This window comes from Novosphingobium sp. Gsoil 351, from assembly GCF_009707465.1.
In the GTDB taxonomy this organism is placed as follows: Bacteria; Pseudomonadota; Alphaproteobacteria; order Sphingomonadales; family Sphingomonadaceae; genus Novosphingobium.
This window is the reverse complement of sequence record NZ_CP046120.1, coordinates 3637943-3654096: the sequence shown is the minus strand read 5'-3', so window position 1 is coordinate 3654096 and position 16154 is coordinate 3637943. Positions and strand designations below refer to the sequence as shown.

At 62.7% G+C, this 16154-nt stretch carries 14 protein-coding genes; 7 read left to right on the top strand and 7 right to left on the bottom strand.

Annotated elements, in window-relative coordinates; all coding sequences use genetic code 11:
- Nucleotides 1–6: 6 nt before the first annotated feature.
- From GKE62_RS17580 to xrtV, 4 genes are all read right to left on the bottom strand, one after another.
- Nucleotides 7–711, bottom strand: a complete 705-nt coding sequence (locus GKE62_RS17580; protein WP_230206793.1) for a glycosyltransferase — start codon at nucleotides 709–711, stop codon at nucleotides 7–9.
- A gap of 477 nt (nucleotides 712–1188) precedes the next feature.
- Nucleotides 1189–1989, bottom strand: coding sequence for a peptidyl-prolyl cis-trans isomerase (locus tag GKE62_RS17575; protein ID WP_154693357.1), 801 nt, complete (start codon nucleotides 1987–1989; stop codon nucleotides 1189–1191).
- A 94-nt stretch (nucleotides 1990–2083) separates the two neighbouring features.
- On the bottom strand, nucleotides 2084–2782 hold the full coding sequence (epsI, locus tag GKE62_RS17570) for an exosortase-associated protein EpsI, V-type (protein ID WP_154693356.1): 699 nt from the start codon (nucleotides 2780–2782) through the stop codon (nucleotides 2084–2086).
- Nucleotides 2775–3734, bottom strand: coding sequence for an exosortase V (gene xrtV, locus GKE62_RS17565; RefSeq protein WP_230206792.1), 960 nt, complete (start codon nucleotides 3732–3734; stop codon nucleotides 2775–2777). The genes epsI and xrtV overlap by 8 nt, the downstream gene beginning before the upstream one ends.
- A 183-nt stretch (nucleotides 3735–3917) precedes the next feature.
- Between xrtV and GKE62_RS17560 the strand changes: the two genes are divergently transcribed.
- The 5 genes from GKE62_RS17560 (at nucleotide 3918) to GKE62_RS17540 (ending at nucleotide 8893) form a co-directional block, all read left to right on the top strand.
- The gene (locus GKE62_RS17560; RefSeq protein WP_230206791.1) at nucleotides 3918–4940 is read left to right on the top strand and encodes a cell wall hydrolase; all 1023 of its coding nucleotides are present in this window, start codon (nucleotides 3918–3920) and stop codon (nucleotides 4938–4940) included.
- A gap of 276 nt (nucleotides 4941–5216) precedes the next feature.
- Complete coding sequence (locus GKE62_RS17555; protein ID WP_154693355.1) at nucleotides 5217–5921, top strand: cistern family PEP-CTERM protein; 705 nt, start codon at nucleotides 5217–5219, stop codon at nucleotides 5919–5921.
- 281 nt (nucleotides 5922–6202) lie between these two features.
- A complete protein-coding gene (locus tag GKE62_RS17550) occupies nucleotides 6203–7003 on the top strand; it encodes a hypothetical protein (RefSeq protein ID WP_154693354.1) in 801 nt (266 codons plus the stop codon).
- 555 nt (nucleotides 7004–7558) lie between these two features.
- Nucleotides 7559–8278: a PEP-CTERM sorting domain-containing protein gene (locus tag GKE62_RS17545; RefSeq protein WP_154693353.1), complete on the top strand. Its 720-nt coding sequence runs from the start codon at nucleotides 7559–7561 to the stop codon at nucleotides 8276–8278.
- A 207-nt stretch (nucleotides 8279–8485) separates the two neighbouring features.
- The gene (locus tag GKE62_RS17540) at nucleotides 8486–8893 is read left to right on the top strand and encodes a L,D-transpeptidase family protein (RefSeq protein ID WP_230206790.1); all 408 of its coding nucleotides are present in this window, start codon (nucleotides 8486–8488) and stop codon (nucleotides 8891–8893) included.
- Nucleotides 8894–9061: 168 nt separating this feature from the next.
- On the opposite strand, the gene GKE62_RS19905 is transcribed toward GKE62_RS17540, so the two are convergent.
- The 3 genes from GKE62_RS19905 to GKE62_RS17525 form a co-directional block, all read right to left on the bottom strand.
- Entirely contained in the window at nucleotides 9062–9433 is a 372-nt protein-coding gene (locus GKE62_RS19905) for a LysR family transcriptional regulator (RefSeq protein WP_370516022.1), read from the bottom strand.
- 253 nt (nucleotides 9434–9686) lie between these two features.
- Entirely contained in the window at nucleotides 9687–11504 is a 1818-nt protein-coding gene (lepA, locus tag GKE62_RS17530) for a translation elongation factor 4 (protein WP_154693350.1), read from the bottom strand.
- Nucleotides 11505–11548: 44 nt separating this feature from the next.
- Nucleotides 11549–13756: a bifunctional diguanylate cyclase/phosphodiesterase gene (locus GKE62_RS17525; protein WP_230206789.1), complete on the bottom strand. Its 2208-nt coding sequence runs from the start codon at nucleotides 13754–13756 to the stop codon at nucleotides 11549–11551.
- Between the two features lie 167 nt (nucleotides 13757–13923).
- Between GKE62_RS17525 and GKE62_RS17520 the strand changes: the two genes are divergently transcribed.
- Nucleotides 13924–14751, top strand: a complete 828-nt coding sequence (locus GKE62_RS17520) for an alpha/beta fold hydrolase (RefSeq protein WP_154693348.1) — start codon at nucleotides 13924–13926, stop codon at nucleotides 14749–14751.
- Nucleotides 14752–14811: 60 nt separating this feature from the next.
- Complete coding sequence (locus GKE62_RS17515) at nucleotides 14812–16119, top strand: FAD-dependent oxidoreductase (protein WP_154693347.1); 1308 nt, start codon at nucleotides 14812–14814, stop codon at nucleotides 16117–16119.
- Nucleotides 16120–16154: the final 35 nt, after the last annotated feature.

Below are 16154 nucleotides of genomic sequence, written 5' to 3'. Positions count from 1 at the left end.
ATCCGTTCATAACGCTTCGAGCGAAACCAGGAATCGGCGATACTCCGCAGCGATCCCTGGCCAGGCGAAACGGTCGATCCGCGCCGACGCTGCGCCGCGACCGCGGGCCAGCGCTCTTACAAGCGCCCTTTCGAGGGCATCAGCATCCTCGGTGTCGCACAAGGGCTCGTCGTCGCCGACAATCCAGCGCAAGCGCGCCGCGTCATGGGCGACCACTGGCAATCCGCTCGCCATTGCCTCCAAAAATACGTTCCCGAACGATTCGAGCAACGACATGTGAAGAAACACGTCGGCGGCCCGATAGAGTAGCGGCATCTGCGCCGCGGGGAGCGATAAGCGCGTGAAGCGACCGGGCAGAACGTCTGCCGCGAGCGCGTCGATTTCGTCGCGTAAGGGTCCGTCACCAGCGACCACCAGGTGCACCCCGGGTTGTCGCGCAACCGCACGAATTCCGTCGCTCACCCGCTTTGTCTCGATCAGCGCACTGACCATCAAGACTACGGGGCGACCTTGCGGCAGGCCGAATTCCCCCCGATCGGCGTCCTGGCCGCCGAATCGCGCAGGATCGATACCATTGGGGATGAGCGCAGAGGGCCAGCGCAGGCGATTGTGCTCGAAAAAATCGGGATTGGTACAGACCAGTCCATCGCAGCCGAAAAGCCGGTATTCAAATCGATTGGCAGTGGCGGGCCAGTCACCGTTCTGCGTCACAAACACCTGCCGTGGCCGACGGCCTAGTGACGGTCGACGCAGAGCAAGGTGAGTGAAAGGGAATGCACAAGTGACCACAGCGTCGAATTCCGCCGGACGATATCTGGCCAGAAATGCCGTCGCGAAGCTCGCATCCTCCCACGCCGTCTCGTTGCGAAACGGAGGAAAGGCCGGCCAGCGCTCGAAGCGTTTGCGATCAACCGCCGGGACATAACGAAAAGAGTAGGCCGTCCCCGGTCTCGGTCGGCCAGAGCCGAATACCGTTATATCGTCTCCCCCAGAGCTAGCTGCTTTGCGACCTCGAGCAGTGCCACCTCTGCGCCGCGATCATATCGATGAAATCCCGACAGGGCGAAGCCGATGCGCATAGGAAGGCCCTTCACCCGCATTCGCAGGAGCTTGTCTATTGTTCGCCCGGATCGCGTGAGTGCATTCGCGCGCAGAGAAGCGACCGTCGCCGGATCGGCTGGCGCCCGATCAGTTCCCCATTGCCGGTTTGCCAGGCTTGGGCGGCTCAAAGCCGGGCTGATATTCGATCTTGACCGCGGCTTTCTTGGCCTTGAACCGCTGTTCGAGACTCTTCTCCAGTTCTTCATTGCGGATCATCTGCACTGCGATCGGCCTCGCAGCGGTGCCAACGATTGGAGCCGGCAGACGTCCGTTTACCACCGACACGCTGACGATCCCGCCAGCTGGCACGATAAACGGCTCGCCTGCAGGCAATGCCTGGATCCGGGCCAGCACCGCTGGGGGAAGTTGAGACGAATCCAAAGTGGCCGGAACCCGCTCGTAGGCAATCCCCAACCCCTTTAGCGAGGACGCGACAGCATCTATCGAGTGGTCTGCCTCGAGCGCGCGAAGCTTGGTGGGGTCCGCCGGCATCGGAAAGCGGATCTGGTCGAGCTTCAGAAGTGCGCGCTCTGCGAAGCGAGCCGGATGCGCGGCGACATATTTGTCCAGCGTCGCCTCGCTCGGGATCCGAATGGAGCGCCCCGCCTTGTTGCGCAGCAATTGCAGGAGGAGCGCATCCTCGAGCTGGCGCCGGCGGATGATAAATTCAGGCTGCTTGTCCAGCCCATCGTCGCGAGCCATGTCGGCCAACAACCGCCGCTCGACAATGCGCTGTAGCGCGGATCGCTGTATTACCTTCGCGTCTGCGCCCTTGGGGATTTGCGCGCTACCGATCTCGGCGTTGATCTCCTGAAGCGTGATCTCGTCGTCCCCAACCACCGCGGCGACCTGGCCGCCGGGCTCACGGCCGCAAGCCGCGAGAATCAAGACGCAGGTCAGCGCGGCGGCGGCTTTGGAATGAACTTGCATGGTAACCCCTATTTAAATCAACATCGTTTCGACTTGCGAGCGGCTACCCAGTTCAGCCGATCAGGATTCGGCGCAACGGCGGCGGGCTGGCATCGAGAAAACTGCGCGTGAAACGTTCGAGCAAGGGCATTGCGCCGCCCGGGTCGTTGCCGAGTAAAGAAAGTCGCACCAGCACTCCGTCGGGTATGCGACCGGCGACATTCGCGCGCGCTACTGCCAGTCGCTGCTCGATCCAGGTTCGTGGAAACGCATCGCCCAGTCTGGTCCAGTACAGGATCTGCTCGATGCGGTTGGGCCCGCTAGCAGTAAATACATTAGCGGGCAGAGCGCGATTTCCCAGAGACAGCTCGTATTGACGTGTCGGGCTCAATTCGTAACCGCCCACTGGATAGCAGATTTCCGGGCGATGTACCTGGAGCACGCCGTCCTGGATATTGTTGTAGGCGATCATCAGCATGATCGCAGGCAGTTCCGCAGCTTCGTAGACCCGTGCGATAATGTTGTCATAGAGCCGATCCGAAAGGGCATCAGGCGGCGGAAGGACAACGCCGCTTACGCTGGCGAAACTCCATGGACCAACTATGTCGGGGACCCAGCTGTCGAACCGGTCCTTGGCAATCGGCGCGGCTTGAGCCGAGGGCATCCTAGCCAACGCCAAACCCGATGCTGCCAGCATCGCCCCTCCGATGAGGACGTGCCGTCGTCCAAGTACGAGGGGAGTGTCAGGCCGGGATTCGGACGAGTCAGTCATGTATGGAGGCCCGCAATCGCTCCCACAGGGGTCTTAGCGCAGCATCGATAGCGAAGATCGCCAGGAGCGCCGCGGCGAACATGACAAGGCCGGCAAAGTTATGCAAAAATCCCTGAGCGGCCGCTTCGCCCGCGTGATACGTCAGTAGGATCAGGATCAATACACGCACGAAATTACCCAACAGCGCGACCGGCACGATGAACAACACGAGGACCACGGCGTATGGCCACTCGGCCCTATGGCGCATGTAGATGTAAAACAGCGATATGGCGGACAGGGCGACGATCGAGTTGAGGCCCGAGCAAGCAGCCGCAACCAAGAGTTCGTATTGTCCGATGTATATCGATACTCCCTGACCGCCGATCGGATATCCGAAGAGTGCGAGGAACCACACCGCCATTCGCGATAACTCCATCTTCATCGGCAGCGTTGCGGCTGCGACCAGCGTCTCAGGCGGGGGGAAGATAAAAGCCAAATAGAACAAGGGAAACCATAGCACGCGCATCGCGGCGCTTCCGATCGCGCTCCACAGCGCGGTCAGAAGCACTGCATACATCAGGTAACCTTCGAACTCGACGATGTGGGTGATCCGGGCGAGTAGGAAGAGGGGCAGCAAGACGGCCAGTGCGAGGGCAACAAGCAGCGGCCTAGGCAGAACTGCGCGCTTCTTGGCGGCGGGCCACAGTCGGGTCAGCAGCCAAAGACCGGTAAACAAGACGATCGGTCCATGGGCGCCCTGTTCAGTGCTCCAGCTTTCGCGTGCGACGAAAAACATCGTCGGCAATGCTATGGCGAGCGCGCCGGCTATCAGCACGAGCAGCGCGACGGGCAGACTGCGCCTCAGGATGGGGTCCGGAGCCGAAACTGCTGTTGCGTCGACCGCACCATCTTTGCGTGGCCGATTGTCGGCCCAGTCCGGTGCGGGGTCGGCAATCTCTGCATACATCGCCATAAAATCAGGACAATCTCGGGCCGACGGGTGCCCGTCATCTTTGAACGATATAAGGGTGCCCGCTATCGAGCGCAATCACGGCGATACCGATGTAAGCAAGTGTCCGATCCTGGGTCGGTCAAGCGACGCCTCATTACCGGTGCGTATAGCTCCCGCATCATGTTGCGCTATGGTCGCTAGCTGATGAAAGATCTGAGCAACCAGGGGCCGCAATTGCGAGTCAAAACGGGCAAAAGGGCGATGTTGCGGCCTTGGCCGTGGCTCCTGTTGATGGCCGCCGTGGCGGCGGCCGTGCTGGGGATAGCGGCGTGGTATGCCGCCATCGTTGAGCCGCCGCGCGGAGTGCAGGGCATCGTTCATTCCGTGCCAGTCCCTGAGCCGCCGGTAAATCGAAACAAGCCACTGACCCCTGAGCAGGCGCTTGCGGCCAACGCGGCTCTCCCGCCGTCGACAGAGCCCGTCGAGCCCGCTCCAGCGTTTGCGATTCCCAAAACGGCAGCGGGCGAGCTATCGCGCGAGTCAGCCCTCGATTGCCTGACCGCGGCAGTCTATTTCGAAGCGGCAAGCGAAACGCTTGAGGGCCAGCGAGCGGTAGCGCAGGTAGTGCTTAACCGGGTCCGGCATCCTGCTTTTCCCAAAAGCGTATGTGGCGTGGTCTACCAGGGCTCTGAACGGAGAACCGGCTGCCAGTTTACCTTCACTTGCGATGGTAGCCTGGCCCGGCGGCCATCCCCGCGTGCATGGCAACTCGCAACGGCAGTGGCTGCGGCCGCCCTGGGCGGATCAGTTGAACGCTCAGTAGGAATGGCGACACACTACCATACCGTATGGGTTGTGCCATATTGGGCCGATTCGCTGTCCAAGATCGGCGTTGTTGGCGCGCATATCTTTTACCGATGGCGGGGTTTTTGGGGTCGCCGAACGGCCTTCACGGGGCATTATGTTGGCGAAGACCAGACGATAGAGGAAATTCCGGCGCCCTTGGCGTCTGACGGCCAGGCCACGGGATTGCCAGATCAGATCGGCAGCGCAGTGGCACCGCTTCCGCGTCTTCTTGCTGACCAGCATTCTGGACAGCTGACCTTACCGAGCGAAGCGGCACAGAAGGCTCCCCTCGCTGCCGACGGCGACCATGGGGGGCTTATCGCCGATGATGCGCGGGGCGTGTTAACCAGCGAGGAGCATTCGCTCAGGGCCAAACCTTAACCGCAAGGTTTTTGCAAGGGCTCGTAAAGCGGAACTGGCTCGGCTGGTCGCCGCCATCGGGCGGTTCATAGCAGCCATTCTCATCGTCCCGATTCGAGACGTAGTGGCTGTGCGATCCGAATCCAGTTGCATGCCCCAACCGAATCCGGCTAAAAATTAGTTGATAAGGTGAGTCGCACCGAATGCGACCGCCACATTGGGCATCGCACATAGCAGTAATCTTGCAACTCGTCCCGACAGGGATGGGTTGCTTCAACGCGTCAGTGAGGAGTTTTTATGTCACGGTATCTCAATAACGCACTAGTGCTGAGCGCCGTGGCGGCCACCGCGCTCGTCGCAGCGCCAGCCAATGCTGCGGCAACGATCAACATACCCGGATCTTCGGTGGTCCTCACCGCAGGTGGCCCGGGCACGACGGTCAACTTCAACCTGCAGGAAAACGGCATCCAATATGCTAATCTGGCCAGCCAGTTGATCCTGAATCTCGTCAGCGAGAGTGCTTCGCAATTTGTGTTTGGCTATACGCTGAACAACCTTGGCACCGACTCCACCGCACGGGTCACGTCTTTCGGCTTTAATGTTGCACCGGACGCCACCGGGCAGTTTTTGACCGGAGGCACGTTCACCGGCGCTGGCAGCGGTTCGATCTCCAATGGCTTTAACGTAGACATCTGCTTCCGGGCTGGGCCAACTTGTGCTGGCGGTGCTGGCGGAGGTGTTGGGCCGAATGGATCCGCGACTGGCACATTCGCATTGAATTTCAGCCCCGCCCTGTCCAACCCCCTAAGCATCACTCTCGACCAATTTATCGATCGCTATCAGTCCTCTGCTCTCACCCCAGACACGTCGGGCGTCGGTATCCCGACCTCGCCGGTGCCCGAACCGGCAGCATGGATGCTCATGATTGTCGGATTTGCCGGCGTCGGTTTCGCCATGCGCAAGCAGCGTTACTCCCAAACGGCGCGCGTCCGCTTCGTTTGACGCCCAACCCACCGAACAAAACGGGTCGCCGGACCTAATTACGGCGGCCCGTTTTTTTCGCGCTCGGATGGTCTCTCCACACGCCAACTCGATCCAGGCACGGAGCTCTTCGCTACTCGCTCCGGTAACTTATCCACCGTTCTTCCCCAGTTGACTCTGCCAATCAGCACGATTGCGCGAGGCTGATCCGTTAGCCAACTTGTGAACCAAAGACGTCGGGAATAACCTGGCAGGCAGGAACCGAGTGCCAACCCTGGGCCGGTTCCGCCCAAGGTGGCACCATGACCCAGCCGTCGATCCCACACCGCGACAGCCCTCCAGCGGCAGCACTATTATTGCGACGTTCGCGCCGCAAAACCCTCGACGTTTTTGTCGTCGTGCTTCCAGCCGGACACGCCGACGCGTTCGGGCGTCCGGCGCGGCTGATGACGGAGATCCCCTATTCCTGTCGTGTGCACGGGCGGCGGGCGCGTTATTCGTGGCGCAGCTCTTGGCTGGGTGCACTCATCGCATTGGCGCTGGCCGGCGGTATCGCCGCGGCCGCCGGGGCAACCCAGCCCGATCGTCCGATTCGCATTGTCCTGCGCCCTGCGCGACCCGCGGTGACGCTTGCGCCGTCGGCTCTTATCGAGCGGGCGAGCTTGTCAAACGCCACTGCAAAGCGATCGCTCTCACTTTCGCCAACGGGTCGAGGACCGGTGCCCTCCCCTGGCAACACCTCCGCTTTCATCGCAACGCCCGCGGTTGCACCACCCAATATTGCGTCACGGCCAGGCGGTGGCCACTCCGGCGAATTCTACCGCGCCGAACCCGTCCAGGCAGCGGCGCAACGCGCGGTGCTGACCGGAATCGCGCAGTCGTGGGCTTATGGCGGGCTGACGGGCGTAGTCGTCGCCGGCCCGCTTGAGATGGACGAAGGCCAAGCTTGCCATCGCGTCGCCTTATGGGCGGAGAATCGGCCTGGGTCGGGCGTGAGCACGGGTTTCACCACCTGCCTCAACGATCGGGGCGACTGGACGACACCTGATGGACGGTCGTCCGGTCCTTTCAGCGACTCCCCTGACCTTCTCGACCGCCAATAGGCATTTTATTCGCTGCCCGCCGTCTTGTCGCGCGTTTCGATTTCGCGAGCGTTCGACTCGTGGGCGCTCGCTCGCTGCAATCGTCTCAGGCAATGCGTCCGAAGGATTAATTCTCGCTGTGATAATCTCTCGCCGATCGCCAACGTCAATCTCAATGCGCTGGGCGAGGACGTCTGCTGCGTCTATCAGAAGGGCCAGATCAGAATCATGAGCCATTCAGAATTACAGCGCCCCTGAGATTTGCGAAGACGCCGACGGGCAATCGGAACTTGATCGGTAAGAGGGTGAGGTTGAACCTCCGCAAGCCGAGGTCCCGCATATTGCGAGAGCGCCATGCGATGCGCGGCGCTGATCGAATGACGGGATTACATTGGGGCAGAGCATACTTCTGATCTCATTCCCGACGAACAGCCGATATTTCGCCGTCTCATCTGGAACCCACGCACAATCAGCTGTTACATCAGACGCTTGCGGCTGCAAATCGCTAGATTTCCGCCATATTTATGAGTGGTTAACTAATTTGCCAAGGCATTGAAACTGTGCGAGATTGTATGAGTGGAATCGCCGCACCATCCAAGCCGAACCGTGGGCTCCCTAACTCAAGCGTTTGCGCGCAAGAACGGCTTGGCGGTGGGGATCCTGGTTGCCCTCCTTTTCATAGGCGTCACGCTCAACCTGATACCCTCGCTGCGCGCCGGGGCGGTGCCAGTCGGACAGTATGCCGCTAAAGATGTCGAAGACATCTTGACCGCGCGCTCACCGGGCGAAAGGTCGTCCGGAGCCATTTTGAACAAGATCAAAAAGGCTATCGGTTTGATTGCTGTGGAAGACTCGCCCAGAAGTCCGGTAACTAACCCTAAAGTGGTAACGCGAAGTCGTCTAATTCGACACCCGTCAGGTCCGGTCGATTCCGAGCACGAGGTGATTCCCCCCGACATTTCCGCCCTGCTTGGGCCGTTGGCCGGCTTGGAAGAAACAGCCGACGCTCCGAAACTTGGGCCGCTCTCGGCTCCGTCGGCCTTCCCTATGATACTCATCGGCGATGCGGGTGGGATGGGCGGCTCATCCGGTGGGGGACAAGGTAGTGGTGGCGGCCTTCCGACCGATGAGGCGCCGCCCGTCATTACACCAGACACGCCCCCAATGACTGGCCCGACCCCGGGTCCCTCCTCTCCGGTTCCCGAACCCTCGACTTGGATGATCATGATCGCGGGTCTATCGCTAACCGCCGCGGTACTGCGCCGGCGGCGCCGCATCGCGGCTCTTGCAGTCTGAAGCTAAATGCGAACGATCGGAGTGGCGCTACTGCTTCTGCTGAGCGCAGGATGCAGTCAAAGCGCAGCGGAACCCGCTGCACCAAACCTGCAACCCCCAACTGTCGACTCAAATTTAGGCGAGGCTAGGATCTGGCTTCACGCGGGTGATCGACGTAGCCTGGTCCTCCCCAACGGGGAACGCCGACCGATCGACAGCTTGCTCGCGGTGCCGTCGCCGCTCAAATACGGTCAGTTCGCCTGGAACGACGTCGGTGTGCCGAAAGGCCACGCGTGGATCCGCATCGACTTAAGCGCCCAAACGCTGTCGGTTTTCCGCGGCAAGCATGAGATTGGCACTGCGGTAATTCTCTACGGCGCAGACAGTCATCTGACACCAACCGGGCGCTTCCCGATCCTCGCCAAATTCGCGAATCACCGCTCGAGCCTCTACGACGCAGCCATGCCTTTCACCCTCCAGTTGACTGGCGATGGCGTCGCCATTCATGGCAGTGATGTTCGCTCCAATGCGGCGACGCACGGCTGCATTGGCATACCCGAAGCGTTCGCGCGACGTCTTTTCACGGCAGTTTCCCGCGGAGATTTGGTATATATCATTCCGGAGGTAAGACGTTAGGTCCGCCGCTGACGCGGGGAAATGCCGCGCGGAGGCCCGCGGCGTAGGAAATGAAGTCGGGCGAGCCGCAACTTGCCTGCCTCTGATCGGCGCGGTCCAATAGGAATGCATGCCATTGAGCCAGCCGAAACCTAGACCTAGGCAGGTTTGCCATCCACCTCGAGCATTTTACAAGTCGGCCGCAGAGCCCCGAGTTCGGACCCTACGGGTGCGACGAGCAATGTGGGCTCCTTCCGGAATATTCTGGTATAGCTCCTGCAGCCATCCGTGGAGAAAGACCGCCAAATCCCGCCCTTCCCTCGTAAACGCGAACCGGCGCGCATCTGTTTTGGAACGAATGACCAGGACCTGACCTAGCTCCCTCTCGAGAGCCTTCAACCTTTGCGAGACGCAAGCGACCGTAACAGCTTGGTCAATCGCTGCGTCGCGGGAACTCCCGGTCCGATGCAAACTTTCCAACGCGCACAGATGCAGGAGCGCGGGGAGCCGAGGCTGGGGAGTCTGATTTCCTTGGCTTTTCTTCGGGGCTGCTACGACCACGTGATCCTCGAGAGCATGGGACGGCAGGCTTGGAGCCAACTAACGCACAGCATCCAGCCATGTCAAATTCTGCCATTTGTCGATTGCTTGGAGGCTCGGCAGCGCTCGCAACCCGCGTCGTTGACGGGTGCAGCGTCAATGGCGAGCTGACCGGCGTCGCCGCGAGCAGTGCGCCTCTACCCGCGCCCGTCATCAGCCCCCGGCCTTCGCCGGGGCAGGCCCCCTGCGGCGCTCCCGCGTCCTCAGAATGGGGTCACTCCTCCCCCATCCGCAACGCCGCGATGAACGCTTCCTGCGGGATGCTCACATTGCCGTATTCCCGCATCCGGGCCTTGCCCTTCTTCTGCTTGTCGAGCAGCTTCTTCTTGCGGCTGATGTCGCCCCCATAACACTTGGCGGTCACGTCCTTGCGCATCGCCTGGATCGTCTCGCGGGCGATCACCTTGCCGCCGATCGCGGCCTGGATCGGCACCTTGAACAGGTGGCGGGGGATCAGGTCTTTCAGGCGCTCGCACATGTGGCGGCCGCGTTCCTCGGCGACGCCGCGGTGGACGATCATGCTCAGCGCGTCGACCGGCTCGTTGTTGACGAGGATGCTCATCTTGACGAGATCGCCTTCGCGCAGCCCGATCTGCTCGTAATCGAAGCTGGCGTAACCGCGGCTGATGCTCTTCAGGCGGTCGTAGAAATCGAACACCACCTCGTTCAAGGGCAGCTCGTAGCTGACCTGGGCGCGGCCGCCGACGTAGGTCAGGTCAGTCTGGATCCCGCGGCGGTCCTGGCACAGCTTGAGGATGCTGCCGAGGTATTCGTCGGGCGTGTAGATCACCGCCTTGATCCACGGCTCGTCGATCTGCTCGATCCGGCTGGGATCGGGGTAGTCGGCGGGGTTGTGGAGGAGGATTTCCTGGGCGTCATCGGTGCGACTCTTGCGCAACTGGATACGGTAGACGACGCTGGGGGCGGTGGTGATGAGGTCGAGGTCGTACTCGCGGGTCAGGCGTTCCTGGATGATCTCGAGGTGGAGCAGGCCGAGGAAGCCGCAGCGAAACCCGAAGCCGAGCGCGGCGCTGGTCTCGGTCTCGAAGGTGAAGCTGGCGTCGTTGAGGCGCAGGCGGCTGATGCTTTCGCGCAGCTTCTCGAAATCCGCGGCGTCGACCGGGAACAGCCCGCAGAACACCACCGGCTGGACTTCCTTGAAGCCGGGGAGCGGCTCGATGGCGCCGCCTTTCACCGTGGTGATGGTGTCGCCGACGCGGGCCTGGGCGACTTCCTTGATCTGCGCGGTGATGAAGCCGATCTCGCCCGCGGCGAGGCTGGGCAGGTCGGTGCGCTTGGGGGTGAAGCAGCCGACGCGGTCGATCAGGTGCTCGGTGTCGCCGGCCATGAAGCGGACGTTCAGGCCCTTGCGGATGGTGCCGTCGATCACCCGGACGAGGATGACGACGCCGAGGTAGGGGTCGTACCAGCTATCGACCAGCATCGCCTTGAGCGGGGCGTTGGCGTCGCCCTTGGGCGGCGGGATGCGGGTGACGATCGCCTCGAGCACGTCGGCGATGCCGATGCCCGACTTGGCGCTGGTGAGGACGGCCTGGCTGGCGTCGAGGCCGATGATCTCCTCGATCTCGGCGCGGACTTTCTCGGGCTCGGCGGCAGGGAGGTCGATCTTGTTGATGACGGGCACGATCTCGTGGTCGTGCTCGATTGACTGGTAGACGTTGGCGAGCGTCTGGGCCTCGACCCCTTGCGCGGCGTCGACGACGAGGAGCGCGCCTTCGCAGGCGGCGAGGGAGCGGCTGACTTCATACGCAAAGTCCACATGACCCGGCGTATCCATCAAGTTCAGTTCGTACGTCTTCCCATCCGCCGCCGGATAGCTCAGCCGCACCGTCTGAGCCTTGATCGTGATTCCGCGCTCGCGCTCGATGTCCATGTTATCAAGCACTTGTGCGCTCATCTCGCGCTCGGTCAGCCCGCCGGTGTGCTGGATCAGGCGATCGGCCAAGGTGCTCTTGCCATGGTCGATATGGGCAATGATGCTAAAGTTGCGAATGAGGGAACGGTCGATCATCCGCCGCCGTTAGCCGGGCTTGGCGCGAAAGTCAGCCTCTCGTCTCAGGCGACCCGGCGGCTTTCCCCCGGGGCATCGGCCTGGGCGAAGCGAGGCAGGCTGAACGCGCGGTTCTCGCCCAGCCCGACCAGCGGGTAGTTGCCCGGCGGCAGCGCGGCCAGCGGCATGCCCGCGGCGGCGAGCATGTAGGGCGAAACGCGATGGCGGGTGCACAGCCCATCGGCGCCGTCGCTGATGAGCGGCACGTCGAATTCCAGACCCTGGCGCTGCCCGTTGGAGCGGCGCACTTCGGCGATCGCCAGTTGGCCTTCGCCAAAATCGACCACGAAGCGCGTTCCCAGCGGTATGTCGATCAGACCCTCGACCATCGCCCCGGTCTTCGACAGGTTGCGCATCGTCACGTCATAGCGATGATCCTCGTGGATCAACCCGACCTTGCGAAACAGGGTCTTGCGATCCGAGCGATGCGTCGATGGTCCGTCGGGAGCCAGCTCGAGCTGGCCGGCGCGAAGCATTTCCACGATTCGGTCGTGATCGATCGCCCGGCTGAAGATGAACCCCTGGCCGTGGCTGACCCCCAGCGAATGCATAAGATCCAGCGTATCGCGCGCCTCGATCCCCTCGGCGGTGGTCTCCATGTCGAGCGCAGTAGCCAGGCTGACGATCGCGGTGATGATCGCCGCGTTGCGATTGCCTGGCTCGGTCGCGCTGCGCACGAAGCTCTGGTCGATCTTGATCTTGTCGAACGGCGCCTTTTGCAGATAGCCGAGCGAGGAGTAGCCGGTTCCGAAGTCGTCGAGCGCCAGCCGCACGCCAAGGCGTTTGAGCGCATCGAACATTGCCTGGGTATCCGCCCCTTCCCCGAGGAAGACGCTTTCGGTGATTTCCAGTTCGAGCCGTTCGGGCGCCAACTGCGAGTTGGCGAGCGCCGAGGAGACGAGCGCGGGCAACCCGATGTGCGCAAACTGGATCGGCGAGACGTTGACCGCGACGCGGGCAGTGCCCTCCCAGGCGGCCGCTTCGAGGCAGGCCTGGCGCAAGGCCCATTCGCCAAGCGCACCGATCAGACCCGCATCTTCCGCGATCGGGATGAACAGCGCGGGCGAAATGCTGCCACGCTCGGGATGCTCCCAGCGCAACAGGGCTTCGAACCCGGTTATGCGGTTTTCGCCAAGCGCGACGATCGGCTGGTACGCCAGGCGCATCTGCCCCTTGGCCAGCGCATCGCGCATGTCCTCCTCGAGTTGACGGCGCTCTTCGGCGACCGAGTGCAGATCGCTGGAATAGAAGCGGTATTGGCCCCGGCCCGCGCCCTTCGCCGCGTACAGCGCGAGGTCTGCATTGCGGACCAGTTCCTCGCTGTCGAGCCCGTCGTAGGGCGCGATGGCGATGCCTACCGATGCGCCGATCACGCAGCGCGACCCGTCGATCGAATAAGGCTGCGTCAGCATCGTGATGATCTTGTGGCCGAGCTCGCCCAACGCGCCGCGATCGTCGACATCGGGCAAGACAATCTGGAACTCGTCTCCGCCCAAGCGGCCGATCTCGCAAGTTTCGTCGACGACCCGGCGCAGGCGGCGCGCGACCTGCTTGAGCAGCTCGTCGCCGGCCTGGTGACCGAGCGTGTCGTTGACGTGCTTGAACCGATCCAGATCGAGCATCATCAGCGCGCAGCTGCGCTTGGCGACCTGATACGCGGTCAGCGTGGTCGCCAGGCGTCCGGCCATGTGATGGCGATTGGCCAGCCCGGTAAGCGAATCGTACATTGCCAGTTGCGATGCATCGCGCTGGTTGAGCAGCGTAGCGGTGATATCGCGACCATGGCCGTGATAGCCGGCGAACTCGCCCTGGTCATCGGTTTGCGGGAGACCCGACAGGGCCCACCAGCGCCCATTGGAACTGCCGGCGATGCTCGCCGCCAGCTCGACGAAACTCGTGTGCGTCCCCAGCAGGAACGGCAACGTCCTTTGGCTGGCACGTTCCGGGTCCTTATCGAGGGCGAAGATGGCGGCGAAGGGCTTGCCGATCAGATCGCCGACCTCGGCCGCCAAGTCCTCCGCAATTTGCGGCGAGACATATGTGAGGAGCCCTTGGGCATCAGTCGCCCAGAACCAGCCAAGCTTCGCGTCTTCGTAGTTGCGGTAGAGTGCGAGCGGAGCGCCCGTCTGCCCCGCAACCTCGACCGGACGCGAGGCGCGCGATCGCGGGATGGCTTGCTTGAGGCGCGTAAGGGCGGAGTGACCGCTGGACATTTTGACCCGCAACTCCCGGCGATCCATATCGCGCGACAAGTCCGGTTAGAGGATCGAGGTTAATATAAATCAAATCGAGCGTTCGCCGGAAACGCGCCGGCACGTCCAGCACCGCTTGCCCTCACACTCGATGTTGCATTGCAGCATAATCGTGCTAGCGCTGGATCATGCCAGTACGGGACCCGATCATTTCCTCGCTTCGCATTCATGGTCGCCGTTTGCGGGTGGCGCAGTGGAACTTTGCTGGCCAACATCGCGGGCTGCCGCCGTTGCTGGTGTTCAACGGGATCGGGATGAACCTGGAACTGCTCGATCCGCTGGCACGCGCCATGGGTCCCCGGCGGGTGCTGTGCTTCGATATGCCGGGCATCGGCAAATCGCCCGATCCGGTGATGCCCTACAATGCGGTGAGCATGGCGCTGGCCACGGCCGCGATGCTGGATCGACTTGAGTTGGAAAGGGTCGATGTTCTGGGAATTAGCTGGGGCGGCGGCATCGCCCAGCAGTTTGCGCTGCAGCACCGCGCCCGGGTCGGCAGGCTGGTGCTTGCGGCGACCAGCGCGGGGATGACGATGGCGCCGGGAAGCCTGCCCGCTCTATCGCGCTTGGCCGACCCTGCGGAGTGGAGCATGGGCAAGGCTCTCGAACGCAATCTGGCGCTACTCTACAATGGCGGTGGCACGGGCGACCCGGTCTCGCTCAACGCGGCGACCCCGCCCTCGCCCGCAGGATTTATGTACCAGTTGGCGGCGCTGGCGGGTTGGAGCAGCGTGCCGCTTTTGCCCCTGCTCGACGTCCCGACGCTGATCCTCGCGGGCGACGAAGATCAAGTCGTGCCGCCGGTCAACTCGCGCTTCCTCCACGCGCTGATCCCGGGCAGCACGCTGGCCTTGATCCGCGGCGGAGGTCACCTCTTTCCATTCAGCCATCGCAAACAGTTCCTCGAAAAGCTGAACGCCTTCCTCGTCGCGCACGAACCTGTCGACAGTCCCTGAGACCCCTTCCCAAACAGGGCACCACCCGCTTAGATCGCCGCAGACAAGCGGGGAGCTTCGATGCGGCACATCGCGATCATCGGATCGGGTCCGGCGGGCTACTACGCCGCCGAAGCCGCGCTGAAGCACTGGGGAGACGAGGTCGCAGTCGATATTTTCGACCAACTGCCCGTCCCCTATGGCCTGATCCGCAGCGGGGTCGCACCCGATCACCAGTCGATCAAGGCCGTCTCGCGCCGCTATGAGGCGACCGCGCAGAGCGCCAACGTTCGCTTCATCGGCAACGTGTCGGTGGGTAGCGACGTGTCGATCGCGGAAATGCAGTCGCTCTACGACGCCGTGGTCCTCGCGACCGGTGCTCCGCACGACCGGCCCCTCGCCCTTCCCGGCGAACATCTCGGCAATGTCTTCGGCAGCGCGGCGTTCGTCGGCTGGTACAACGGTCACCCTCAGTTTGCCGATCTCAAGCCGGACCTGTCGGGGGAGACGGCGGTGGTGATCGGCATGGGCAACGTGGCGCTCGATGTTGCGCGGATTCTCGCCAAGACCCGCACCGAATTCGATGGGTCTGACATCGTGGCCCACGCCCTCGACACCCTGGATTGCTCACGCATCCACAAGGTCGTCATCCTCGGGCGCCGGGGACCGCACCAGATCATGATGACGCCCAAGGAGCTCGGCGAGCTGGGCCACCTGGCGCGCGCTTGTCCACGGGTCGATCCCGGCGACCTGCCCGACCTCGGCGACGATGCGTTGCTGGAGCCTGGCTTGCGCAAGTCGGTCACCCATCTGCGCGGGTTTGCCGCGATCCCTGAAAGCCACCGCGCCGATATGGCAATCGAGCTGGAGTTCGACTTCTTCGCCTCACCGGTTGCGTTGCAGGGGGACAAGCAGGTTACCGGCGTGACGGTAGAGCGCACCCGGGTCGAGGCGGGGCGTGCGGTCCCGACCGGCGAGACTTATACAATTCCCGCCAGCCTTGTGGTGAGCTGCATCGGCTACCAGACTTCGCCCATCCCCGGCGTTCCGTTCGACGAACGCGCGGGCCGTTTCGCCAACGACGAGGGCCGGATATTGCCGGGCCTCTACTGCGTCGGTTGGGCTCGCCGCGGTCCGTCGGGCACGATCGGCACCAACCGTCCCGACGGCTTCGGCGTCATCGACAAGATTGTCGAGGACATCGGCGCCGGCGGCGGCAAGCAGGGACGCGCGGGTTTCGACCGGCTGGCCGCCGAGCGGAAACTCGACGTCGTCACTTTCGCCGACTGGAAACTGATCGAGGAAGCCGAGACCAAGGCCGCTCGCGAAGGCGCCCCGCGCGAAAAGTTCGTCGATGTCGCCAGCATGATCGCGGCTCGGCGGGGATGAACTGGTTTAATCGCGCGATTAAATCGCTCGACTTG

What these genes read in the sequence shown, in the direction of transcription:
- epsI (WP_154693356.1), bottom strand. Translation starts at nt 2,782, where the DNA reads ATGACTGACTCGTCCGAATCCCGGCCTGACACTCCCCTCGTACTTGGA.
- xrtV (WP_230206792.1), bottom strand. Translation starts at nt 3,734, where the DNA reads ATGGCGATGTATGCAGAGATTGCCGACCCCGCACCGGACTGGGCCGAC.
- GKE62_RS17560 (WP_230206791.1), top strand. Translation starts at nt 3,918, where the DNA reads ATGAAAGATCTGAGCAACCAGGGGCCGCAATTGCGAGTCAAAACGGGC.
- GKE62_RS17555 (WP_154693355.1), top strand. Translation starts at nt 5,217, where the DNA reads ATGTCACGGTATCTCAATAACGCACTAGTGCTGAGCGCCGTGGCGGCC.
- GKE62_RS17550 (WP_154693354.1), top strand. Translation starts at nt 6,203, where the DNA reads ATGACCCAGCCGTCGATCCCACACCGCGACAGCCCTCCAGCGGCAGCA.
- lepA (WP_154693350.1), bottom strand. Translation starts at nt 11,504, where the DNA reads ATGATCGACCGTTCCCTCATTCGCAACTTTAGCATCATTGCCCATATC.
- GKE62_RS17525 (WP_230206789.1), bottom strand. Translation starts at nt 13,756, where the DNA reads ATGTCCAGCGGTCACTCCGCCCTTACGCGCCTCAAGCAAGCCATCCCG.
- GKE62_RS17520 (WP_154693348.1), top strand. Translation starts at nt 13,924, where the DNA reads ATGCCAGTACGGGACCCGATCATTTCCTCGCTTCGCATTCATGGTCGC.
- GKE62_RS17515 (WP_154693347.1), top strand. Translation starts at nt 14,812, where the DNA reads ATGCGGCACATCGCGATCATCGGATCGGGTCCGGCGGGCTACTACGCC.